The following is a 23,691-nucleotide window of genomic DNA, read 5'->3' on the forward strand; positions in this document are numbered from 1 at the left end:
CTGCAGTGCAATATATGTCGCGAACGGCTGTTGATAAGTCTCAACGCATCCCAAACATTGTCAAACAGCATCAACCGCCCTGAAAACACAAGAACTCCCCGGTGCTGCCCGTTTCCTGGTCGAACGCCTGCTGTGGCGGTCGTGCTTTGCAAGCTGGATGCCTCCAACCGGGCACGAAGGCCGCCGGAGAGCGATCCGGGCGCTGTTCACCCGCAGGTCGGTTCCGGCGCCCTCTGGTCAGGATGTCCCGAACCCTGCCATCTCGGCCTCCGCGCGCCGGTAGACGGGGATCCGCTCAAGCGGGCAGGGGGCCTCGATCCGCTGGCCGCCGGCGTGCCGGGTGCCGGTCCACATACAGATCCAGTCGGTGCCGTCCGGCAGATAGACGCGGCGGGTTTCGGCCCCGGCCTCCAGCACCGGGGCCACAAGAAGATCGGGGCCAAGCATATGGCAATCGGCGATGGTGGCGGCGACGGGATCGTCCGGGAAATCCACCATGAGGGGCCGCATCGGCGGTATCCCCCGTGCGGCCGCGGCGGCCATCTGGCTTCGCAGATAGGGTCTGAGCCCGGCGCGCAGATGCAGGTAGCGGGTCAGGATGCTTTCCACCTCCGGGCCGAAGCTCCAGATCTCGTTATCGGCCCCGCCAAAGCTGAACTCATGCCCGAACCGCGGGTCGCGCGCCGCGTCCTGGCGGAAACCGTGCAGCCGGAAGATCGGGCAGAAAGCCCCCCACTGGAACCAGCGGATCAGCAATTCGCGAAACCCGGCATCGCCGATATCGCCGCCCTTGAAGCCACCGATATCCGTGGTCCACCAACTGATCCCCGAAAGCGCCATGTTCAGCCCGGCGGTCAGTTGCCGGGCCAGATCGGCAAAACTCGATCTGACGTCGCCGGACCACACCACCAGCGGAAACCGCTGCGACCCGGCCCATGCGGAGCGCGACAGCATGAGCCCGTCGGTCAGGCCGTCGGCGGCGAAGGCCTCGGCATATCCCTGCTGATGCAGGAACGCATAGATATTGGCCACATCGCGCCCGTCCCCCAGATGAAAGCGCAGATTGTCGGGATGCATCGGATACATCTCGGGCTCGTTCGCATCGAGCCAGAACGCGTGAATGCCGTGCCGTGCGTACCCTTCCCGCACATGTTGCCAGTGAAAGGCGCGCGCCTCCGGGTTTGTCGCATCGTAGAACCGTAGCGGGTTCATCCCGTCGGGCTCCCGATCGTAGAAGATCGATCCGTCCATCGCGCCGCGGCGACTGTCCACCAGCCAGCCGTTTTGCAGGAATGTGCCATAGGTGTCGGCATTGGCGTTCACCGTCGGCCAGACCGAAACCATGGGTGCCACGCCCATGTCCCGCAATTCGGCCACCATGGCGGCGGGGTCGGGAAATTCGTCGCTGCGGAAGGTCCATTCGCCCATCTTGGTCCAATGGAAAAAGTCGATGACGATGCAGTCAAGCGGCAGGCCGCGGGCCTTGTAGCCGCGCGCCACGCGCAGCACCTCCTCCTGGGTTTCATAGCGCAGCTTGCATTGCCAGAACCCAAGCGCCCAGTCCGGCAATTCGGGCGGCCGCCCCGTCAAACCGGTATATTCGGTCAGGAGATCGGCGGGTCCGGCGCCCGCGATCACGATGTAATCAAGCTGTTTCGTCGCCTCCATCACCCATTTCGTGCGGTTTTCGGCAAGCTCCACCCGTCCGACACCTGGGGCGTTCCACAAGACGCCATAACCACGCGACGAGATCAGGAAGGGGATCGTAATCTCGGTGTTCTTCTGCATCAGGTCCAGAACGCAGCCCTTGAGATCGAAGCGCCCGTGCTGATGCTGGCCAAGGCCGTGAAACCGTTCCCCGTCCTGCGCGGCGAACCTGGTCTCGATGGCCCAGAGATCGCCGGCCTCGGCGGAATGGTGGCGTGTGCCGGGCCAGAGGATATGGGGCATCTCCTCTTCCAGCAGAAGCGCGCCGTTGACCCGGTCGCTGACGCGCAGTTCAACGGCGGGGCCCATCCCCCGCGGCACGAGGCGCAATTCGGCCCGCAGGCGCCCGTTCGTCAGGATCGCGGCCTCGCCGGTGAGGTCGATCGCCGCGTCATGGGCCGGCAACGTCTCCAGCAGCGCACCCGGACGCTCCATGTCGATGCGGGCGTTCTTCGTTGCCCGCAGGCGCATGCCATTCGGGCCGATCGGGTCGAGCCAGAGCGTTTCCCCATTATGGCGCGCCACGATGCGGTCGCCATCCCGGCTGAAGACCTTTTGCATTCCGGACCTCGTTTTGTGCAGGATGCCTCAGCGAGGAGGCTAGCCATAGCGGCGACGAATTACAAACGTTTGTATTGACCGTTTCCATACCCGATTGCAGGATGCGCGGATGGGACACGAAAGGCGGGGCGACATGTATCTGGGACTCGATCTTGGCACGACCGGGCTGAAAGCGGTGCTGATCGATGGGGAACGCCGCCTGCTGGCCGAGGCGACAGCCCCGCTTTCGGTGTCCCGGCCGCATCCGGGCTGGTCCGAACAGGATCCGGCGGCGTGGATCCGCGCGGCGGAAACGGTGCTGACGGCGCTGGCGGCGGAGCGGGACCTGTCCGCGCTGCGCGGTATCGGCCTGTCGGGGCAGATGCATGGCGCGGTGTTGCTGGATGCCGCCGACGCGGTGCTGCGGCCCTGCATCTTGTGGAACGACATACGCGCCCATGGGCAGGCCGCAGAGATGGATGCCGATCCGCGGTTTCGCGCAGTGACCGGCAACATCGTGTTTCCCGGCTTCACCGCCCCCAAGCTGCGATGGGTCGCGGATGCGGAGCCACGTCTCTTCGCCTCGGTCGCCAAGGTCCTGTTGCCAAAGGATTACCTCAGGCTCTGGTTGACGGGCGAGCACGCATCGGACATGTCCGATGCGGCGGGGACAAGCTGGCTCGATACGGGCCGCAGGCTCTGGGACGAGCGCCTGTTGGCGGCGACGGGTTTGTCGGTCGCGCAAATGCCGCGCCTTGTCGAGGGCTCGGATGTGTCCGGCCACCTGCGCCCGGCGCTTGCCGGTCGGTTCGGCCTGACCGCGGGCATCCCCGTCGCGGGCGGCGGCGGCGACAATGCGGCGACGGGCGTGGGGATGGGCGTGGTGCGGGCCGGGCAGGCCTTTGTCAGCCTCGGCACCTCCGGCGTCCTGTTCGCGGCAAATGACGCCTACGCGCCCGCGCCGGAGACGGCGGTTCACACATTCTGCCACGCACTGCCCGATACGTGGCACCAGATGGGGGTGATCCTGTCGGCCACCGATGCGCTGAACTGGTATGCCGGGCTGGTGGGGGAGGATGCGGCCCGGCTGGCCATCTCTCTCGGCCCGTTGCGCGCACCGGGGGAGACGCTTTTTCTGCCCTATCTCGGGGGGGAGCGTACCCCGCTCAACGATGCCGCGATCCGCGGCGCCTTTCTGGGTCTTGCCCACGCGACCGACCGGGCGGCGGCGGCGCGCGCCGTGATGGAAGGCGTCACCTTTGCCTTCTGCGATTGCCGGGACTTGTTGGCGGCCACGGGCACCCGGATCGACGGGCTGATCGCCACCGGCGGCGGGGCGCGGTCGGACTATTGGCTGGCGGCAATCGCCACAGCGCTGGACTGCCCGGTGACATTGCCCGTCGCGGGGGAGTTCGGCGCGGCCCATGGCGCGGCCCTTCTGGGTCTGATGGCCGCCGAAGACGTGGGCGCAGAGATCGCGGAGCCGCCCGCGACCGCCCGCATCATCGCGCCTGAAGCCTCTTTCACGGATGCCTTCAGGGCCGGGCACGCCCGGTACCGCAAGGCGCGAACAGCAATTCAGGGACTGACATGACCGATATTTTCCACGGGATTCCGACGCTGCGCTTCGAGGGTGTCGAGACCGAGAACGAGTTTGCCTTTCGCCACTACGACCCGGATGCGCGGATCCTGGGCAAACGGATGGAAGACCATCTGCGCTTTGCGATCTGCTACTGGCACAATTTCGCATGGCCCGGCAGCGACCCGTTCGGCGGGCAGACGTTCCAGCGGCCATGGTTCGGAGACACGATGGAACATGCCCGTCTCAAGGCCGATGTGGCGTTCGAGATGTTCCAGAAGCTGGGCGTGCCGTTTTTCTGCTTCCACGATGCCGATATCCGGCCCGAAGGCGACAGCTTCGCCCAGAACACCGCGCGATTGCGCGAGATGACAGATTATCTTCAGGCCCGGATGGAAGAGACGGGCCTGCGGCTGCTCTGGGGCACGGCCAATCTGTTTTCCCACCGCCGCTACATGGCCGGTGCGGCCACCAATCCCGACCCGGATGTCTTCGCCTTTGCGGCGGCCACGGTGAAGACCTGCATGGATGCCACGCATCAGCTCGGCGGCGAGAATTACGTCCTTTGGGGCGGGCGCGAGGGCTATGAGACATTGCTCAACACCAATCTGCGCCGCGAGCGGGCGCAGGCCGGGCGGTTTCTTCAGATGGCGGTGGACTACAAGCACAAGATCGGGTTCGCCGGGACCATCCTGATCGAGCCGAAGCCGCAGGAACCCACCAAGCATCAGTACGATTACGACGTGGCGACGGTTTACGGCTTCCTGAAGGATTTCGGACTTGAGGGCGAGGTGCGGGTGAATATCGAGCAGGGTCATGCGATCCTTGCCGGTCACAGTTTCGAGCATGAACTGGCGCTGGCGGCATCGCTCGGCATCCTCGGATCGATCGACATGAACCGGAACGATTATCAGTCGGGCTGGGACACGGACCAGTTTCCGAACGCGGTGCCCGAGGTTGCGCTGGCCTATTACGAGATCCTCAGGGCGGGCGGGTTCACGACGGGCGGCACGAACTTCGATGCCAAGCTGCGGCGCCAGTCGCTCGACCCGGCGGATCTGATTCTGGCCCATGCGGGGGCGATGGATATCTGCGCGCGGGGCCTGAAAGCGGCGGCGGCGATGCTGGAGGATGGCGGGCTGGAGACGGCGCGCGCCGCACGCTATGCCGGCTGGGAGACGCCCGCGGCACAATCCATGCTGCGCAGCGATCTCGACACGATTGCCGAACGCGTCATCGCCGAGGAGATCAACCCCGAGCCGGTATCCGGCGGTCAGGAGCGGCTGGAAAATCTGGTCAACCGGTTCGTGTGAGCGGCGCCCGTTCGATCAGCCGGTGGGATTGACGCAGCAGCAGCTTCGGCGCGATCTCGTGATGCTCGAAGGTTCCGTCGGCGGGCGTGCCGTCGACCGCAAGACGGCGCAGCATCACCTTGCTCAGCAACTCGGCGACATGGCTGTCTTCGGTTGAAAACGTGGACAGCGGCGGCGCGGTATGTTCCGAACCCGGGAAGTTCTGTCCGCCGAAAACCGTCAGGTCACGGCCCACGATCAGCCCGGCGGCGGCGGCGACACGGTAGACGCCGAATGACAGCGAATCCTGAATGCAGGCGAAGGCGGGGCGCCGCGGGTTGGGGGCGAGGATCTTCCGGGCGACATCCTCCCCGGCCTGTTCCGTCATTTCGACACGGTGCAGCGTCGGTTCCGGCAGGCCGAGCCGGGCCGCCTCGGCACATGCGCCGGCGACATAGTTGTCGGCAAAGTTCAGACCCTCGGGCGCTGCCAGCACATCGATCGGGCCGCTGGCGGAGGCGTGCAGGGCCCGGATCGCAAGCCGTCCCGCCTCTGCATAGTCGATCTCGACCAGTGGATGACGATCCTGCCAGTCGGTCTGGCCGAAGGTCACGAACGGCATGCCCGATTCCAGCAGCAGCGCCACCCGCGGGTCTGTCTTGCGGGTCCGGCCCAGAATGATGGCGTCGGCCAGCCTCTCGTCGACGATCTGGCGAACGATATCGACCTCCTCCGCCCGCTCGCGGGCGGCAAAAACCGCAAGGCTCAGACCGGCATCGCGCAGATGCTGATCCAGCGTCGACAGAAGCTCCAGGAAGATCGGGCTGGCGAAGCGCTGCTGCGGTGGCGACAACAGCACGGCCACCCGCCCGGATTTGCCCATGCGCAAGGCACGCGCGGCGGCGTTCGGGCGATAATCCAGCTCATCCGCCAGTTCGCGGACCGCGCGGCGTGTCGCCTCCTTCACCCGCGGGTCGTCGCGCAGCGCGCGCGAGACCGTGGAGACGTCCATACCCAGTTTCAATGCCAGCGTTTTCAGGCCCACCCGTTTCTGCATAGGTCCTCCTTGGCGCTCGAAACTTGTGTACATTATGCAGATGCGGCTGGCGAGAGAGCAAAAATCCAAACGTTTGTATTGACCGGCTGGCGGAATCACCGTCTTCTTGCAGGCAGGAGGTGGGGGTGACATGGTCAAGCTCGTGGCGTTGGTGCGCAAAAAGCCGGGGATGGCGACGCAGGCCTTTCGCGACTATTGGCTGGACCGGCATGCGCCATTGGCCGCCGCCATTCCGGGGCTGCGCGGATACCGGATCAACATTGCCGGGGATCCAGGCGATATGGCCCCGGCCGCGTACGATGGATCCGCCGAAATCTGGTTTGACGACCGCGCCGCGATGGAGGCCGGGCTGAGTTCCGAAGCGGGGCGTATCGCCGGAGAAGACACTGCCGCCTTCGCTGCCAGCATCACGTTTCTGGTGACCGAGGAACACGTCATCCTGCCCGGTGGCGGGCCGTGACCGCGCGCATGTTTCCCGTCGCCGACCGTCACCGGGACCGCATCTACGTGATCACCGGTGGCGCGAACGGAATCGGGCGTGCCTGCGCGGAACGCTTCGCCGCCGAAGGCGCGCAGGTGATGATCGCCGATATCGACCCCACGGGCGCCGATCTGGCCGAAACCCTTGGCGGCGCCTTTCACCGGACCGACATGGCCGACCCCGATCAGGTGAGAGGCCTGGCGGCCGTCACCGTGGCGCGGTTCGGGCGCATCGATATCTGGCACAACAACGCCTTTTCGGCGGTTTTCAAGCCGATCCACGAGCAGACGCTGGACGAGTTCGACCGGATCACCGGTATCGGCATCCGTGGCTACTGGATGGGTGCCAAGGTCGCCGTGGAACAGATGCGGCGGCAGGGGGGCAGGGGCGTCATCGTCAACACCGCGAGTGTGCAGAGCTTCGTGGGCGAACGGGGGTTTTCCGCCTATCAGGCAACCAAGGGCGCGGTGCTGGCGCTGACCCGGTCGCTGGCGCTGGATCATGCGCCCGATATCCGTTCGGTGGCGATCGCCCCGGGCCTGATCGCCACCGATGCGATCGGGGACATCCCCGAGGATGTGATGGAGGAGGTTCTTGCAGGCATCCCCGCCGGGCGCGCCGCCCGGCCCGAGGAGGTCGCGGCGCTGGCCGCATTCATCGCCTCGGAGGAGGCGGATTACATGTCGGGCACCGCCGTCATTCTTGACGGTGCCTATCTGGCGATCGGATGATCTGATGGCGGTGTTCCAGGAAGTCGACGGCGGTCTTGAATGCCGGTTCATGGGCGAGATGATCCGCGTTACCCCGTGGGGGCCGGATGCGGTGCGGGTGCGCGCGCGCCCGGGCCGGGGACTGGTTGCGCCCCATGTCGATGCGCTGCTGCCCGCACCGGCGGGTCGCGCGGAGATCGAGATCGGGGCGGATCGCGCCAGCCTCACCCATGGGCGCATCCGCGCCGAGATCACGCTGACCGAACGTTATGGCGCCGATATCAAGCGCGAGGCGGTGATCCGGTTCCTGCGCGCCGATACCGGGGAGGAACTTCTGGCCGAAACGCGCAGCCATTTCGCGGGCCCGCGCACCCGCAGCTTCAAGGCGCTGGCCAGCGGATCCTGGCGGCTGGAGGCGCAGTTCCGCGCCTATGAGGACGAAAGCCTCTGGGGCATGGGCCAGCCGCAACACGGCGCGATGGACCTTAAGGGCGTCTCCACCACCTTGTTGCAGCAAAACGCCCATGCGGTCATTCCCTTCGTCGTTTCCTCCCGCGGATACGGGTTTTTGTGGAACAACCCGGCCACGGGGCGTGCGGAGTTTGCCCGCAACGTCACCCGCTGGACGGCGGAGGCGACGGGCGGCCTTGATTACTGGATCACCGCAGGCGACAGCCCCGCGGAAATCCTGCGCAGCTATATCCGCGCCACCGGGCATTCCCCGGATGTGCCCGATTGGGTTCTGGGGTTCTGGCAATGCAAGCTGCGCTACCGGAATCAGGAGGAGCTGTTGTCGGTCGCGCGCGAGTACAAGCGCCGCGCGCTGCCGCTCTCCTGCATCGTCATCGACTTCTTCGCCTGGACCCGGCAGGGCGAATGGCGGTTCGACCCGAAGGACTGGCCCGACCCCGAGGCCATGGTCGCCGAACTGGCCGAACTGGATGTGGAGGTCATGGTGTCGATCTGGCCCACGGTCTCCGCCTCGTCGATCCATTACCGGCAGATGACGGAGGAGGGGCTGCTGCTTGGCACGGAGCGGGGCATTCCTGCGATCATTCCGTTCCCCGACAAGGACCCGTTCGGGGCCGGCTTCTTCACCTATTACGATGCCTTCAACCCGGCGGCGCGGGCGTTTCACTGGGATATCGTGCAGCAAAACTATCTCGATAAAGGGATCCGGCATTTCTGGCTTGATGCCTGCGAGCCGGAGATGCGGCCCGCCCATCCCGAGAACATCCGCACCGCGCTTGGCAACGGGACCGAAATGCTCTGTGCCTATCCGCTGGTGCATGAGGCCGGGTATCGCGAGGGTCTGACCCGCGCGGGCGCGGCGGACGGGGTCTTGCTCTGCCGGTCGGCATGGGCGGGCTCGCAGCGCCATGGCGTTATCCTTTGGTCCGGCGATGTCTGGTCCGACTGGGCGTGGTTCCGGGCGCAGATCCCTGCCGGCCTGCATGCGGGCATGGCGGGAATGGGCTGGTGGACCACCGATATCGGCGGCTTCTACGACGGGCATGGCGGATCGGCGGCCTTCCGCGATCTTCTGGTGCGCTGGTTCGAATTCGGCGTCTTCTCCCCGATCTGCCGCTTGCACGGCTTCCGCGTGCCCGACGACATACCGCCGCCGGCGCCCGGTGAGCCGGTCACCTACGGGCAGGATACGTTCAACATCTTCACCGACACCGGCGGCTCGAACGAGGTCTGGTCCTTCGGGCCCGAAGTGGAGGCGGTTCTGGTCGAACTTCTGGGCCTGCGCGAAAGGCTGCGGCCCTATCTGGAGACCGTTTTCGCCACCTATGCCGCCACCGGCGATCCGGTCATGGCGCCGCTGTTTTATCACCACCCCGGCCAGCGGGACCTGTTCGACCGGGCCGACGCCTACATGCTGGGCCCCGATATGCTGGTCGCGCCGGTGCTGGAGGCCGGGGCCACCGCCCGGTCGGTGGCCCTGCCCGAGGGGCAGGACTGGGTCCACGCCTGGACCGGGATTGCCTATTCCGGAGGCACTACCGCCGATATCGACGCTCCCTGGGGCCGGATACCGGTGTTTATCCGCAAGGACAGGGCCGAGGCGCTGCTGCCGATTTTCGAAGGCACGGTGCCATGAGCTATAAAAGACCGCGGCCGCCAGACAGTGGACCGGGGCAGAACGACACCCGACACCAAGGAGGATTCTCATGAAGAGACTTGTATATGCATCCGTTCTGGCGCTGATGACGGGCGCGGGCGGGGCGGTGGCGCAGGATGTGACCCTGACGCTCTGGACCGAAAGTGCGACCGCGCCGGAATCGGTGTTTGCGCAGGAGTTTTCCGCAATCGACAACGGGATCACCATCGAGATACGGGAAATCCGTTTCGATGATCTGGTGACCGATACGTTGCGCGCCGTGGCGACCGGCACCAACCCCGATCTGATCGCCATCGACAATCCCGATCACGCGGCCTTTGCCTCACGCGGGGCGTTTCTGGACATCACCGATCAGGTGGCGGCATCGGATGTGATCGACATCGACGCCGTTTTCGAAGGGCCCCGCGCCAGCCTGACATGGGACGGGCGCATTTACGGGATACCGCGCGCCTCCAACACCATCGCGCTGTACTACAATCGCGATCTCTTTGCCGCCGCCGGGCTGGACCCGGACAGCCCGCCCCGGACATGGGATGACCTGCTGGAGGCCGCGCGCGCCCTGACCGACCCGGAAAACGATGTCTACGGCATCGCCTTTTCGGCCCGCGCGTCCGAGGAGGGGACATTCCAGTTTCTGCCCTGGGCGCAGATGGCCGGCGGCAGTTTCGACAATATCAATGCCGAGGGTGTGGCCGATGCCCTGGCGCTCTGGAAGGCGTTTCTCGTTGAGGGCCTGGCCAGCCCTGATACGCTGACCCGTGGCCAATGGGATTCCACCGGCACCTTCAATGGCGGCAATGCGGCGATGGTCATCTCCGGCCCGTGGGAGCTTGGCCGCATGGCGTCCGACGCGGCATTCGACTGGGGCGTTACGCTTCTGCCGGTCCGCGAAGACGGGGGCGTGCGCGCCTCGGCGCTTGGCGATTTCAATCTGGCGATCTTCGCCAATACCGACCACCCGGAGGAGGCCTTCGCGTTTCTGGAATACTACATGAGCCAGGTGGACCGGGTCTGGCCCGAATTCACCCGGCTGCCCTCGGTCGCGGGAGTCGCGCTGGCGCCCACGGGCGACGCGCGGATCGACGCGGCCGCGCAGGTCTTCACCGAACAGCTGAGCTATGCCCGCAATCGGGGCCCGCATCCCGACTGGCCGCGTATCAGCCAGGAAATCCAGACTGCGTTCCAATCGGTTCTGACCGGTCAGGCCGAGGCGCAGGAGGCGCTGGACGAGGCGGCCGCGCGCATCGACGGCATCATGAACTGACCTTCCCGGACCGGGGCGGCGACGGTCGTGCCGCCCCGGTTCTTCCTGCCCCGCGAGGTGGATCATGACACGCATTCTGCGCAGCCTGCGCGACGGGATCGGCTTCGATGTCCTGCTGGTCATCATCGCGCTCAGTTATCTGCTGGTCTTCGCGGGGCTGCCGCTGATCTACAATGTCATCATCAGCTTCCAGACGGTGGATGTGTTCAGCCTCGGGACGCTCTGGCATCCCAATGCGGGGTTCGACAATTACCGTGCTATCTTCGACGATCCGCTGGCCGGCCGGGTTCTTTGGCAGACCATCGTCTTCACCCTTGGCTCGGTCGCGCTGCAATTCACGTTCGGCTTCGCGCTGGCGCTTTTCTTTCACCAGAATTTCACCGGCGCGACATGGATCCGGGGGCTGTTTCTGGCGGCATGGGTCATGCCCGGGCTGGTGGTGGGTGTTCTCTGGAACTGGCTCTTGTCGGGAGATTTCGGGGTGATCAACCATCTGCTGGAGAGCCTCGGTCTGATCGAGGATCCGGTTTTCTGGCGCTCGAATGTGGAGACCTCGCTCTATGCGGTGTTGATCGCCAATATCTGGTACGGAACGCCCTTCAACATGATCCTGCTGGCCGTGGGCCTTGCCGCGATCCCCGGGGATCTGTACGAGGCGGCGGAGCTTGACGGCGCCAACGCGTTTCAGCGCTTCTGGACCATCACGCTGCCGATGATGCGCGCCACCATCGGCGCCGTTCTGGCCCTTGGCATCATCTTCACCCTGCAGCAATTCGATCTGTTCGCCGCGATCACGCAAGGGGGGCCGGCGGGGTCGTCCACCGTGGCGCAATACTGGTCCTGGCAGCTGTCCTTCCGCGAGTTCGATTTCGGGCGCGGCGCGGTGATCTCGGTTCTGATGATCATCGTGGTGCTGTTCGTGTCGCTGATCTATGTCCGCTCCACCAAGGCGGAAACGCAGCTGTGAGCGGGGCGGTGACAAACCGGGTGCTGCTGGCCGTGGCGCTGGCGCTGGCGGCGGTGTATCTCTTTCCGCTTTACTGGATGTATGTCACCAGCCTGAAGACCCAATCCTCGATCTTCGCCGTACCGCCGGAGTTCCTGCCCGGTGCGCCGCAATGGGACAACTACGCCACCATCTGGGAGGTGGCGAATATCCCGCGCTATATCGGCAACAGCCTTGTCATCGCCTCGGGCGTCACGCTGATCACGGCGCTGGTTGGATCGGGCTGCGCCTATGTTCTGGCGCGTTACCGCAACGGCTGGATCGATGCGGCCCTGTTCGCGGTGCTGATGTTGCAGGTGCTGCCGCCGTCGCTGATGGTCACGCCGATTTTCGTGGGCTTCGCGTCGGTCGGTCTTCTGGAATACCCGCGCTTTGCCACGATCCTGGCATTCTCTGCCAAGACGATGCCGTTTTTCGTCATCCTGTGCCGGGCCGCTTTCATGACCGTGCCGCGCGAACTGGAGGAGGCGGCGCTGGTCGACGGAAACTCCCGCATCGGCGCCTTCTTCATGATCGTGCTGCCGCTGGCGCGGAACGGGCTGCTGATCTCGGCGCTTCTGGTGTTCATGAACGGCTTCGGCGAATACGTCTATTCGGCCTCCATCATCGCCGATAACCGTCTGCAACCCGCCTCGATCGGGATGACCAATTTCCTGCAGCCCAATGTGGTGAACTGGAACGCGATCATGGCCTTTGCCGCCACCTATGTCACCCCGATCCTGGCCGCGTTCGTCCTGTTGCAGCGGCAGATCGTCAATGGCCTGACCGCCGGAGCCCTGAAATGACCTATCAGATCGAGCTGGACCGCGTCGAAAAGCACTATGGCCGCTTTCATGCCCTGAAGGAGATCAGCCTGGCGATCCCCAAGGGCCAGTTCGTGGCCCTTGTCGGGCCGTCGGGTTGCGGGAAATCCACCTTGTTGCGTTCTATCGCGGGGCTGGAACGCATCACCTCGGGGACGCTCCGCATCGCAGGCGAGCCGGTGAACGACCTGCCGCCGCGCAAGCGCGATCTGGCGATGGTGTTCCAGTCCTACGCGCTTTACCCGCACATGTCCGTTCGCGACAACCTGACTTATGCGTTGCGGCTCAAGGGGGTGTCCCGGGCCGAACGGGCCCGGCGCGCCGAAGAGGTGGCGGCCGTCATCGGGCTTGAAACCCTGCTGGACCGCCGCCCGCGCGAATTGTCGGGCGGGCAGCGCCAGCGCGTCGCCATGGGCCGCGCCATCATCCGCCAGCCACGCGCCTTCCTGTTCGACGAGCCGCTGTCGAACCTCGATGCGGCCTTGCGCGTGCGCATGCGCAAGGAGGTGCGCGCGCTGCACGACCGGATCGGCGCGACCAGCGTCTATGTCACCCACGACCAGATCGAGGCGATGACCATGGCCGATCACGTGGTCGTCCTGCAGGGCGGCCGGATCGAACAGCAGGGCACGCCGATGGCGCTGTACGACCGGCCGGCGAACCGGTTCGTCGCGGGGTTCATCGGCAGTCCGGCGATGAATTTCATCCCCGGCGTCATCGCCGGGGATGGCCGCGCCGTCCGGTTGGCCCTGCCGGGCAACCCGATGCTGGAAACCACGATCGCCGGCACGCCGGGCCTGCAGGTTGAGGTCGGCATCCGGCCCGAACACATGGTGCTCGGGCCCCCGGATGCGCCCCATGCCGTGCCGCTTGTGGTCAATGCGGTCGAGACGACGGGTGCGGCCAGTTATCTTTTCACCGAAGGAGAGCCGGAGCTGATCGTCACCACCGAAGGCACCGCGACGATCAGGGCCGGCGACACGATCGGCGTCTCCGTAGACCCGGCGCGGGTGCATCTGTTCGAACCTGAGACCGGCGCCTCCCTCCGATCCGCTTCGCTCTGAACTCCGGCGGGCCTACCATGCCCGGCCGCTGCGCGTCTTGGTCCTGACCCGGTAAAGGGAACGGGTCGCGGTGATGAACAGCTCCGACAGGTCCGCGCCGCCGAACTCCACATTCGTCACCATCTCGGGCACCGGCACATGGTCCACCGGCGCACCGTCCGGCGCGTAGACATGGACACCGTCGCCCCCGGCAACCCAGAGCCGCCCCTCGATATCGACGCGCATCCCGTCAGGCACCCCCATCGGCATCACCGCGAAATCGCGCAGACCCGACAGGCTCCAGTCGGGGGCCACATCCATCGCCAGCACCTTGTGATGCATCTCGGAACTGTCGGAGACATACAGGATTTTCTCGTCTGGTGAGAGACAGAGCCCGTTCGGCCGATAAATCTCCGTCATCAGCGGCTCAGGCCGGTCGGTGCGGTCGGTGATGCGGAACACCCACGCCCCGTCGAGCTCCTGCGCCTGCTGATAGCCGTGCAGGGCGCCATCCAGATAGCGCACGCCAAAGGGCGGATCGGTGAACAGGATCGTCCCGTCCGAGGCGCAGATCACGTCATTGGTGGAGTTCAGGACATGCGGCCCGTAGCCCGAGGCGAGGACGCGGCGCCTGAAATCGCGGGTTGACCGGGCGGTCAGGCTGCGGGTCGTGTGTTCGCAGCAGAGGATTTCGTCATGTCGCGACAGGGCGAGACCAATCGCGAAATGGGCATTCCCGATCAGCGTTTCCGCGCGATTATCCGCGGGGCGCCATATCTGGATGGTGTTGCCGGGGATATCGGTGAACAAGAGCGCGCCGCGCCCGGGGATCCAGCAAGGCCCCTCGGTGAAGCCGAAGCCGGTGGCCAGTTGCGCCACGTCGCCTGTCCAAAGTCTCATTCCGGGACCTCCCTGCCGCCGCGCGCCCACCGGTCGATCAGAACCACGGCGATGACCAGCACGCCCTTGATCACCTGTTGGGTGTTGAAATCGATATTCAGGATCGCAAGCCCGTTGTTGAGAATGCCGATAAGCGCAACGCCCAGCATCGTGCGCGGCATCGAGCCCGCGCCACCGCCAAGACGTGTGCCGCCGATCACGGCGGCGGCGATGGCATCGAATTCAAGGCCGATTGCGCCATCGGCGCGCGCATTGCCGATCCGCGCGATCAGGATCATGCCCACCAGCCCCATCAGCGCCCCCGTCAGGGTGAAGATCGCCAGCCGCAGCCGCGCCACCGGCAGGCCCAGCATGCCCGCGCTTTCCGCGTCGCCGCCGAGCGCGTAGATATTCGCGCCGAACCGCGTGCGTGCCAAAAGCCACCACATCAGCAGCGCCACGGCCAGCAGCCACCAGAAGGCCGCGCGGTTGCCGGCGAAGACCCCGGTCGCAAACATCTGGCGGAACCATTCCGCGTCGAACAGGATCGTCCGGCCGCCGGTCAGCGTCAGCGCCACGCCCTGCGCGATGAAGAAGCTGACCAGCGTTGCAATGAAGGAGGGGATGGCGACATAGACGACCAGTAGCCCGTTCAGAAGCCCGAAGCCCGCGCCCACGGCCAGGCCGATCGGGAGGGCCCAGATCCCGTATCCCCCGGCAAGCGCGATCGCGGTCACCACCGCCGCCGCCGAGGCCACCGCCCCGACGCTGAGGTCGATCTCGCCGGCCAGGATCACGAATGTCATCGCGGCGGCGGCGATGCCAAGGATCGCGACCTGCCGCCCGATCCCGATCAGATTGGCCGGGTCGCGAAAGGCAGGGCTGAGCAGCATCAGCGCCGCCAGCACCACAAGCAGCGCCACGGCCAGCCCGTAATCGGCCATATGCCGGCGCGCCGGCTTCATGACCGCCCACCCGAGGCGAGGCGCTCCAGCACCACGGCCAGAAGGATGATCATGCCCTTGACCACATATTGCAGGTCGATGTTCACGTTCATCAGCACCATGCCATTGTTCAGAGCCGCGATCAGCGCCGCCCCCATCAACGTGCGCAGGAGCGATGCGCGGCCGCCGAAAAGGCTGGCGCCCCCGATGATCACGGCGGCGATGGCATCAAGCGTCAGGGCCGGAACCGACGCGGGCGCGCCGCTGCCGAGCCGGGCCGCCGACAGCACCGCGGCCATCGCCACCAGCCCGCCCATGATGGCGAAGACCATGATCTTGCGGCGGCGAACGGGCACACCCGACAGCCGCGCCGCGGCGGCATTCGCGCCGATGGCGAAAAGCTCCCGCCCGGCCACGGTCCGGTCGAGAAAGAAAAGACAGGCGAGGAACGTGACGGCCACGATCAGCAACGGCACAGGCAGGCCAAGGGCGCGGGCATCATAGAAAAGAACCAGAAACGGCTCGCTCATGATCGCAACCGAGATCGCGCCGGTGAAGACATAGGCCAGCCCCGTGGCGATGGCCATCACACCAAGCGTGACGATGAAGGAGGGGATATCGCCCAGCACCGTGAGCGCACCGTTGAGCGCGCCGATGAGTATGCCCAGAGCGAGAACGGCCGTCACCGCCACGGGCCATCCCGCGCCCGCCTCCATGATCTGCGCCAGGATCACAGCAAGCAGGGAGACGACCGCGCCGACGCTCAGGTCGATCTCCCCCAGAAGGATCACCATCGTCATGCCGAAGGCCACCAGCATCAATGTGGCGCTGTCGGTCACGAGGCGTTCGAAATTGCGCAGATCAAGGAAGTATTCGCTGGACAGGGCGAAGAAGACGATCACCCCCAAAAGCCCGGCATAGGGCAGAAGATCACGGATCATCCGTGCCAGACCCGGGCCGCGCGCGCGGACGGCCGCGCGCGTCATGCGGCCGTCTCCGCGGCTTCGGTGAAGGACAGCTCCAGCAGGTTCTCCTCGGTCGCCGTTTCCGCCGGGAGGATGCCGGCCACGCGCCCCTGCGCCATGACTGCGATCCGGTCGGAGATCTGGAGCAACTCCGGCAGTTCCGAGGAAATCGCCAGAACCGCGGCGCCATCTGCCGCAAGCTGCCGGATCAACGCGTAAATCTCCGCCTTGGCGCCCACATCCACACCGCGGGTCGGCTCGTCCAGCAAAATGACGCGCGGGGCCGTCGCCAGCCATTTCGCCAGCGCCACTTTCTGCTGGTTGCCTCCCGAAAGCGTGTCGACCGCCACGCTCGGGCCGGCGGCCCTGACGCCCAGCCGTTCCATCCAGTCGCGTGCGAAACCGGCGATGCGGTTCGGGCCGATCACCCCGCGCGGGGCCAGCCGGCGGAGACTGGGCAGGGCGATGTTGTCCGCCACCGAAAGCGGCAGCACCAGCCCCAGACGTTTGCGATCCTCCGAGGCATAGGCCACGCCCTGGGCCATGGCCTCGCCAATATCCGCCGGGGCGTAGGGCCTGCCGAAAAGGATCATCCCGCCGCTGTCGGGCCGGTCTATTCCGGCGATCAGGCGGGCCAGTTCGGTCCGTCCCGCCCCCATCAGCCCCGCCATGCCCAGAACCTCGCCCGCCTTCAGCGACAAGCTGGCGCCGCGCACCGCCGTGCCTCGCGCCAGCCCTTCGACCTCAAGGGCCACGGGCAGATCTTCGCCCGCCGTGCCGTGCCGGTCTTCGGCCACGTCGCGGCCGACCATTGCGCAGATCAGCGCGGGACGGTCCAGATCGGCCGTGGCCCCGCTCAGCACATAGTGCCCGTCGCGCAGGACCGTGATGCGGTCGGACAGGGCGAATACCTCCGACATGCGGTGGGTGATGTAGATGATGCCCACGCCACGCTCCGAAAGGCGGCGCACCAGAGAAAACAAAAGCTCCTCCTCGGCGCGGCCAAGCGAGGAGGTCGGCTCGTCAAGGATCAGAACCCGGGGGTCTTGCGCAGAGGCCCGGGCGATCTCCACCATCTGCCGCTGCCCGGTGGACAGCCGCCCGGCAGGCGCGGTGGCCTCCAGCGGAATGCCAAGATCGTTCAGTATGCGCTCTGCCGTGCGGATCAGGGCCCGGCGATCCAGCCACAGCCCGCCCGCGCGCACCGGTTCGCGCCCGATCAACAGATTTTCGGCCACGCTGCGATTGGGCAGCACGGTCAGTTCTTGAAACACCGTATGGATGCCTGCGGCCTTGGCTGACGCCGGGCCCGGGAGGCGGACCGCGCGCCCGTCGATCCTGATCTCTCCGGCATCCGGCTGGAACAGGCCCGAGGCGATCTTCATCAGCGTCGACTTGCCCGCACCGTTTTCACCCATGAGGGCATGAACCTCGCCCGCGGCCAGCGCGAACCGCGCATCGTCAAGCGCCAGAACGCCGGGAAACCGCTTGGTGATATGGGACAGTTCAAGAAGCACGCGGGAACCTTCCCCCAGCCGGGCACGCGGGGGGTGTCCCGGGGGGACGGCGCCCCCCGAAACGCTGGCCGGTGTCACTCCGCCCAGGGTGGGGTGACGCCGGGATACTGGATCGCCCACATCTCGGCATAGTTTTCGGCCGTGACCAGCAGGTTCGGGGTGATGATCTCCTCGCACAGTTCCGCCCCGAGGATCGACTGCGCCAGACCTTCGATTGCCGCGCGCCCCTGAAGGGCCGCCTGCTGGCCCGACAGAGCCACGATATTGGTGTCGTCGGAATGAAGCTCCATGTATCCGGGCACTTCTGAATCGTAGCCTGCGATGGGGATATCCCGCCCCGATTGTTCCACCGCTTCGGTCGCGGCGTTTACCGCAAGGCTCCAGGTTGCGACGATGCCCGCAAGATCCGGATTGGCCTGGATCACGTTTGCGGCCAGTTCCAGCAACCGGTCCTGGCTGAAATCGGATTGCAGCGAAATGATCTGCCCGCCCGAGGCGCCGACCGCATCCAGCACACCCTTTTCCCGGTCGCGGATCGTTTGCAGCGCAAAGGGGATACCCAGGATCGCGATCTGTGCGTTCGGTGCGCCGATTTCGGCCATCAGCGCCGCTGTGGCGTCGTAGCTGCCCTGATAGCTGGCGGCATTCATCACGCTGATCACATCGCCGCGCGCGGGCGCGCCGCCGACGATGAAGACGGCGATGCCAGCCTGATTGGCACGGCGGACGGCCTGCCCGATGGAGCCCGCATCGACGGCGGTCAGAAAGATCCCGTCGACCCCGCGCTGGACCAGCGCATCGAATTGGGAAAGCTGGGTATTGGCATCGAAATCGGCATTGTTGACGATCAGGTCGACGCCGATTTCCGCGGCATGGGCCTCGGCACCGGCCACCAGCGTGCGGCTGAAATCATCCGAGATGTTGTTCGTCAGAAAGCCGAAGGTCAGATCGCGGGCAGCGATCTCGGCTTCCTGCGCGTCGGTCAGGTTCAGCGCTTCGGCGGTGCCGAGGCAACTCTCCTGCGCAATGGCGCTAGTGGCCGTCATCAGTGAGGCCGCGGCGGCAAGACCTGCCACCAGCCGCCGCGCGGACCTTATCGAGACTGTCATGGTATCCCTCCCTTGCCGTTCATGGGTCCAGCAAACGACGATTCGCGGCTTCAGGCAATACAAACGTTTGTATTATGAGTTGATACGGCCTGGGTGATCGGGCCTGCGTGCGGTCAGCGCGGGAGACGGGATCGCAAGACGGCGCTGCGGGCGATATCCCGCAGGGGTAAGGGGGACGTATCCGCTGACCCTGCGCAGGAAGATCGGCGCCCATATGGTCGGGCGCACAGTCTGGCCTCATGTCGATCAGAGAGCAGACGCGGCAGCGGGATCGGAACCTGATCGCGATCTCTGCGGGTGCTGCGGGGCAAGGGCGGCTGCGGGGCAGGGGTCGTGATCGCGCCACATGAGGCCCGGCTTCCGCGATACCTCCGGCATCGGAGCATGCCCGATTGCGACTGACGGGTCGCGCAAACCGGGCGCCTGACAGGGGTGGCGATTCGCGCTGAGCCGTGTTTTGACGCTTCGATTCGCGGCGATATCGGCTTTGTGCCTGTAACATTTTTTGGAACGATCCATAAAACGACCCCGAAAACCTGTCTAAAGGGATAGGTTTCTCATTGTTTCGATCCACTGAACAGGCTGTCCAAGAGCTATTTCTCTGCCGGATTTCCGATGTCGGAATGCGTGGCGCGAATGCCCTAATAATTTGTTAATAATAGGTTTATGCAGCTTTACCTTAACGGAAAGGCCGGTGCAGATGACCCTCTGCCGAGCCTCATGTCCCAACCTGTCGTACAAGTGTCGGATTCGTGACTTCACAAACCTCCTGGATTTGATATTGCATAGCTATGCAGCGATTGCCGAGGCAGTACGCCCGACACCGCAAAGCAGTTGGAAATACTTTCCATCGTGAAAAGAAACTTCGGTTTCATGTCGCTCTCCCGGCGGGTGGTCGGGCAGGGAGTTTGGCAACCGAACCAAGAGGAAAGATCGCCCGCGTGTCTGGGTGAGTATCGAGTGAACGAGGTCGTCATGCCGAACAGTAATTCAGTAGCGAGTTTTGAGCAGGTCCGCACCGTCAAGGATGCAGATCACCGTGTGCCACAAGAGCTGACGGCTTCGCATACCCCTGTCATCCAACCCTGCCGTGTTTCGCAGGTCGAGGAGACGCTGCCGTGCTTCACGCCCGGCACCGTCATCGCGACGCTGCGCGGAGAAGTCTCTGTCGAAGAGCTTCGGGTTGGTGACAGGGTCATTACCCGCGACAACGGCCTGCAGGAGATTTGCTGGACGGGTGCCAAGCAGATCGACGGGCGCACGCTTTTATCCGTTCCCAAGCTGCAGCCGGTGATGATCCACAAGGGGGCTCTGGGAAACGGGTTTCCCGTGCGGGACATGATGGTCAGCCCCAATCACCGGGTTCTGTACCATGGCGCGCGTGCGGGGATGTATTTCGGCGACCACGAAGTGCTTGCGGCGGCCAAGGACCTGATCGATGTCGTTCCGGGGGTGCAGCGGGTCACCGCCGCCCGCGCGACCTATATCCATTTCATGTTCGCGCAGCATGAGGTCGTGCTGTCGAACGGGGCCTGGACCGAGAGCTTCCAGCCCAATGAGCGGACCCTCCACGGTATCGAGGCGGAACAGCGGGCCGAGATCTTCGCGCTGTTCCCCGAACTGGCCGAGACCACGGGCCGCGAGGCCTATGGCGCGGCGCGCCAAACCCTGAATTCCGACGAAGCCAGACTGCTCGCCGACTGATTTGCCGGAGCGGCCAGGTCGCACCATCCGGCCCGCGCCTCGCCCGTCCGGTCGCCCGAGCGGCAGGTCTGCCGCATATCGCATGCCCCCGTCAAAAAGAAGGGTGCCGAACCCGGAGGTCCGGCACCCGACCGTCGCGAGGCGACAGGGAGAAAGCCTCGGCTCAATTCAACGTGGCGTTGAACAGATACACCTTTTCATCCGGACGCGGTGTCCAGTCGATCCGGTTGCTGACGCCGTAGAAATCCGGCTGGAAGTAGAGGTGCAGCCACGGTCCGTCATCATAGAAGACCTGCAACATCTCATCGACGATGGTGCGCACTTCCTCTTCGCTTTCCGCGGCCGCGATATCGGCCCACCGGTCGAACCAGCGCGGATCGTCCCAATGGGTGTAGTTGGTGCCTGCATCGACGGTGGCCAGATCGGTCATGTCGTAAAGCGGGCTCCAGAGCGCGCCGCCCGAGCCAATGAAGTAGAGCGGCCCTGCATTGCGTTCGCGGATCAGCGGAATGTAGACGCTGGACCATTCCATGATGTCGAGTTCCACGTCGAGCCCGACATCGGACAGGTACTGCGCGATGGCCTGAACCACATTGGCGTCGTTCAGATAGCGGCCCTGACCGGCCTGGAAGCGGATCGAGAAGCGCGTGCCGTCATCCCCGCGGGGCCAGCCTGCCTCGTCCAGAAGCCGCTCGGCGGTTTCGGGATCGTAGGGGTAGGGCTCGATATTCGGGTTGGCGTTCGGCGGGTTGACGATGCCGGTCATCCGCTCGCATTCGAAGTTGAGCAACTGGCGGCAGATCGTCGGAACGTCCACGGCATATTGCAGCGCGCGGCGCACCGCGGCGTCCTGAATGGCATCGCCGCCCGGTTCCTGGGCCATCGTGTCGCTCAGGTTGAACCCGACATACATCCGCCGCGTACCCTGGATCGGGTTGACCTCGGCCACGCCGCTGGCATTGATCACCTCCATCTGGTCCGGAGCCACATTGGTGATGATGTCCACATTGCCCGCCATCAGCTCGGCAGAGCGGGTGGAGGCTTCGGGGATGATCCGCCAGATGATGTTCTGGAAGCCCACATCCGCGCCCTCCACGGCCTCAAGCACCACTTCGGAGCCGCGACGCCATTCCGCAAGGCGGTAGGGGCCCGATCCGATCGGGTTGCCCGATGCCTCGTCAAGGCTCATCGCCTCATAGCTGTCCATGCAGTGAATGAAGACCTCGGCGATCAGACCAAAGGCAATCGGGTTGGGCGCGCCGAGATTGATCTGCACCCGCAGGTCATCCAGCGCTTCGGCGCTCTGGAAGTCGATGGAACTGAAGACGAAACCGGGCGTGTTGCCGGTGAAGGCGTTTTCCGGATCCGCGGCGCGGTTGAAGGAATAGGCCGCGTCCTCGGCCGTCAGCGCTTCGCCGTCATGGCATGTCAGGCCCTCGTTGAGCGTGTAGACATAGGCCATGCCGTCCTCTGAAATCTCCAGAGTGTTCGCAAGCTCGGGCCGGGCCACCCCGTCGCCGCCCATGGTGAAGAGCGTGCCGAAGATGTGGCGGGCGATATTGGAGTTGTCGCGCGACGCAATCGCGGACGGGTCGAGCGTGTTGATATCCGCGCTGAGCCCCACGACGATCGTATCGTCGGCGGGTTGCGCAAACGCCCCCGTTGTCAGCACAACGCTTGCAGCGCCCGCTGCAAGCAGATGGTGTAGTCTTGGCATTGGCTTTCCTTTCACCTGTTGGATGTTTGGCGACGGACCGGGGCTCGTCTTCGTGTTCTCGTTGGGTCCGTCCGGGTCTGTTGGAAACCGCAACCATCCAAGGCGGGATGCGCCATATGTCGGGGTTGCGGGTGTCACAGGTCTTGCGCGATGGTCGCCGGATCGAAGGCGGCCAGAATGCGTGTGTGGTCAGAGATCAGCTTGACGGCACGATCCGCATCGCCATCGGCCAGCGCCTGTACGATGGGCGGGTGGTTGCCGGCAACTTCGGTCAGATTGTGTTCGTCGCGGTTGCGCAACGCCATGATCTGGTGGATGCGCAGATAGAGGTTTTTCCAGGACGCCAGCAGCAGATCGTGATCGGCCAGCATGATCAGGGCGTGGTGAAACGCCTCGTCGGCGGCCACGAGCGCCTCGAAATCGTCGGCCTCGGCTGCGGCCGTCATCGCATCGCAATGTTCCCGCAACAGATCCAGCGGCGCGCCGTTTTCCAGGATCCGGCGCACGGCCATCACCTCGAACACCTCGCGCAGGGAATAGGTTTCCGCCACTTCGCGCGCGGTCAGCGGTTTCACCCGCTTGCCCTTGTAGGCGATGGTTTCGACCAGCCCGTCATTTTCCAGAATCTGGATCGCTTCGCGGATCGGCGCGCGGGAGACATTCATCTGCTCGGCCAGCGCGGTCTCCACCAGCCCGGTTCCGGGCCGCAACCTCCCGCTGAGGATGGCGCTGCGCAGCCTGTCGGCCACCTGAACGCGCAAGGGCACGTTTTCGATGGGGGCGATATCGGGCGGCATCGGGTCTGCAAGCATCGGTTTCGTGGTCATTACATCAGTCCTCCAGGGCAATCGTTATCTGCCTGACGGGCCGCCGCACCTGGCTGTTGGCGGGCAAGAAGTCCGACAGGAAGGTGGCGACACTTAAAGGAGGGAGACCTCGGACTGGCAACAGCAATCGGCAAGACGCAAGTCGATTGAATACAACCAGTGGCATTTGTCTCATGAAATACGCCCGACTGCGTTGTTGTGTAATGTCGACAATCCATAAGTGGACAATGCGGCACGCAGGAAAGCCTTGTCAAGCATTCATGGCGGGCGCGTTTCAGGGGGTTGGCGGGGAAGCGCCGTCTGCCAATCGCCACGGGGGGCCGACCTTCAACCATCCCTCCGGTCGCGCGGCGGCGGCATTCCCGCCGTGCCGGGCCGGTGCGATGTCTTTTCCGGTGGCGGGCTGCCGGGGCAGGGCG

At 65.2% G+C, this 23,691-nt stretch carries 19 protein-coding genes; 10 read left to right on the plus strand and 9 right to left on the minus strand.

Features of this window, described 5'->3' with window-relative positions:
* Positions 1-237 precede the first annotated feature (237 nt).
* Positions 238-2,268, minus strand: a complete 2,031-nt coding sequence (locus tag ACQ651_RS05250; RefSeq protein ID WP_430448637.1) for a glycoside hydrolase family 31 protein — start codon at positions 2,266-2,268, stop codon at positions 238-240.
* 133 nt (positions 2,269-2,401) lie between these two features.
* On the opposite strand from ACQ651_RS05250, the gene xylB reads away from it, so the two are divergent.
* Together xylB and xylA are read left to right on the plus strand one after the other, a co-directional pair.
* On the plus strand, positions 2,402-3,841 hold the full coding sequence (gene xylB, locus ACQ651_RS05255; protein WP_430450311.1) for a xylulokinase: 1,440 nt from the start codon (positions 2,402-2,404) through the stop codon (positions 3,839-3,841).
* On the plus strand, positions 3,838-5,139 hold the full coding sequence (gene xylA / locus ACQ651_RS05260) for a xylose isomerase (protein ID WP_430448638.1): 1,302 nt from the start codon (positions 3,838-3,840) through the stop codon (positions 5,137-5,139). Before xylB ends, xylA begins: the two co-directional genes overlap by 4 nt.
* Here the strand turns inward: xylA and ACQ651_RS05265 are convergent.
* Positions 5,123-6,175, minus strand: coding sequence for a LacI family DNA-binding transcriptional regulator (locus tag ACQ651_RS05265; protein WP_430448639.1), 1,053 nt, complete (start codon positions 6,173-6,175; stop codon positions 5,123-5,125). The genes xylA and ACQ651_RS05265 overlap by 17 nt on opposite strands.
* A 130-nt stretch (positions 6,176-6,305) precedes the next feature.
* Here ACQ651_RS05265 and ACQ651_RS05270 point away from each other — a divergent pair, with 130 nt between their 5' ends.
* From ACQ651_RS05270 to ACQ651_RS05300, 7 genes are all read left to right on the plus strand, one after another.
* Positions 6,306-6,635, plus strand: a complete 330-nt coding sequence (locus ACQ651_RS05270; protein WP_430448640.1) for an EthD family reductase — start codon at positions 6,306-6,308, stop codon at positions 6,633-6,635.
* On the plus strand, positions 6,632-7,387 hold the full coding sequence (locus ACQ651_RS05275) for an SDR family NAD(P)-dependent oxidoreductase (protein ID WP_430448641.1): 756 nt from the start codon (positions 6,632-6,634) through the stop codon (positions 7,385-7,387). The genes ACQ651_RS05270 and ACQ651_RS05275 overlap by 4 nt, the downstream gene beginning before the upstream one ends.
* A 4-nt stretch (positions 7,388-7,391) precedes the next feature.
* Positions 7,392-9,473: a glycoside hydrolase family 31 protein gene (locus ACQ651_RS05280; RefSeq protein ID WP_430448642.1), complete on the plus strand. Its 2,082-nt coding sequence runs from the start codon at positions 7,392-7,394 to the stop codon at positions 9,471-9,473.
* Positions 9,474-9,543: 70 nt separating this feature from the next.
* Positions 9,544-10,758 carry an ABC transporter substrate-binding protein gene (locus ACQ651_RS05285; protein ID WP_430448643.1) on the plus strand — a complete coding sequence of 405 codons (1,215 nt, stop codon included), beginning with the start codon at positions 9,544-9,546 and terminating at the stop codon, positions 10,756-10,758.
* Between the two features lie 64 nt (positions 10,759-10,822).
* A complete protein-coding gene (locus ACQ651_RS05290; protein ID WP_227287876.1) occupies positions 10,823-11,725 on the plus strand; it encodes a carbohydrate ABC transporter permease in 903 nt (300 codons plus the stop codon).
* Entirely contained in the window at positions 11,722-12,549 is an 828-nt protein-coding gene (locus tag ACQ651_RS05295) for a carbohydrate ABC transporter permease (protein WP_430448644.1), read from the plus strand. The genes ACQ651_RS05290 and ACQ651_RS05295 overlap by 4 nt, the downstream gene beginning before the upstream one ends.
* On the plus strand, positions 12,546-13,631 hold the full coding sequence (locus ACQ651_RS05300) for an ABC transporter ATP-binding protein (RefSeq protein ID WP_430448645.1): 1,086 nt from the start codon (positions 12,546-12,548) through the stop codon (positions 13,629-13,631). Before ACQ651_RS05295 ends, ACQ651_RS05300 begins: the two co-directional genes overlap by 4 nt.
* A 12-nt stretch (positions 13,632-13,643) precedes the next feature.
* On the opposite strand, the gene ACQ651_RS05305 is transcribed toward ACQ651_RS05300, so the two are convergent.
* The 5 genes from ACQ651_RS05305 to ACQ651_RS05325 all read right to left on the minus strand — a co-directional run bounded on the left by ACQ651_RS05305 (position 13,644) and on the right by ACQ651_RS05325 (position 19,024).
* The gene (locus ACQ651_RS05305) at positions 13,644-14,510 is read right to left on the minus strand and encodes an SMP-30/gluconolactonase/LRE family protein (RefSeq protein ID WP_430448646.1); all 867 of its coding nucleotides are present in this window, start codon (positions 14,508-14,510) and stop codon (positions 13,644-13,646) included.
* Positions 14,507-15,454: an ABC transporter permease gene (locus tag ACQ651_RS05310; RefSeq protein WP_227287872.1), complete on the minus strand. Its 948-nt coding sequence runs from the start codon at positions 15,452-15,454 to the stop codon at positions 14,507-14,509. The genes ACQ651_RS05305 and ACQ651_RS05310 overlap by 4 nt, the downstream gene beginning before the upstream one ends.
* Positions 15,451-16,419 carry an ABC transporter permease gene (locus ACQ651_RS05315; RefSeq protein WP_430448647.1) on the minus strand — a complete coding sequence of 323 codons (969 nt, stop codon included), beginning with the start codon at positions 16,417-16,419 and terminating at the stop codon, positions 15,451-15,453. The genes ACQ651_RS05310 and ACQ651_RS05315 overlap by 4 nt, the downstream gene beginning before the upstream one ends.
* Positions 16,416-17,915 (minus strand): sugar ABC transporter ATP-binding protein, encoded by a 1,500-nt coding sequence (locus tag ACQ651_RS05320; RefSeq protein WP_430448648.1) that lies wholly within the window; start codon positions 17,913-17,915, stop codon positions 16,416-16,418. The genes ACQ651_RS05315 and ACQ651_RS05320 overlap by 4 nt, the downstream gene beginning before the upstream one ends.
* Positions 17,916-17,989: 74 nt before the next feature.
* Positions 17,990-19,024, minus strand: a complete 1,035-nt coding sequence (locus ACQ651_RS05325) for a sugar ABC transporter substrate-binding protein (RefSeq protein ID WP_430448649.1) — start codon at positions 19,022-19,024, stop codon at positions 17,990-17,992.
* Positions 19,025-19,999: 975 nt separating this feature from the next.
* On the opposite strand from ACQ651_RS05325, the gene ACQ651_RS05330 reads away from it, so the two are divergent.
* Entirely contained in the window at positions 20,000-20,728 is a 729-nt protein-coding gene (locus ACQ651_RS05330) for a Hint domain-containing protein (RefSeq protein ID WP_430448650.1), read from the plus strand.
* Positions 20,729-20,891: 163 nt separating this feature from the next.
* Here ACQ651_RS05330 and ACQ651_RS05335 read toward each other — a convergent pair whose 3' ends face one another.
* Both ACQ651_RS05335 and ACQ651_RS05340 read right to left on the minus strand, forming a co-directional pair.
* Positions 20,892-22,445, minus strand: a complete 1,554-nt coding sequence (locus ACQ651_RS05335) for an ABC transporter substrate-binding protein (RefSeq protein WP_227287867.1) — start codon at positions 22,443-22,445, stop codon at positions 20,892-20,894.
* Between the two features lie 134 nt (positions 22,446-22,579).
* Positions 22,580-23,272 carry a GntR family transcriptional regulator gene (locus ACQ651_RS05340; RefSeq protein ID WP_227287866.1) on the minus strand — a complete coding sequence of 231 codons (693 nt, stop codon included), beginning with the start codon at positions 23,270-23,272 and terminating at the stop codon, positions 22,580-22,582.
* Between the last annotated feature and the right edge of the window lie 419 nt (positions 23,273-23,691).

This window comes from Rhodophyticola sp. (assembly GCF_965284195.1).
GTDB lineage: Bacteria > Pseudomonadota > Alphaproteobacteria > Rhodobacterales > Rhodobacteraceae > Rhodophyticola.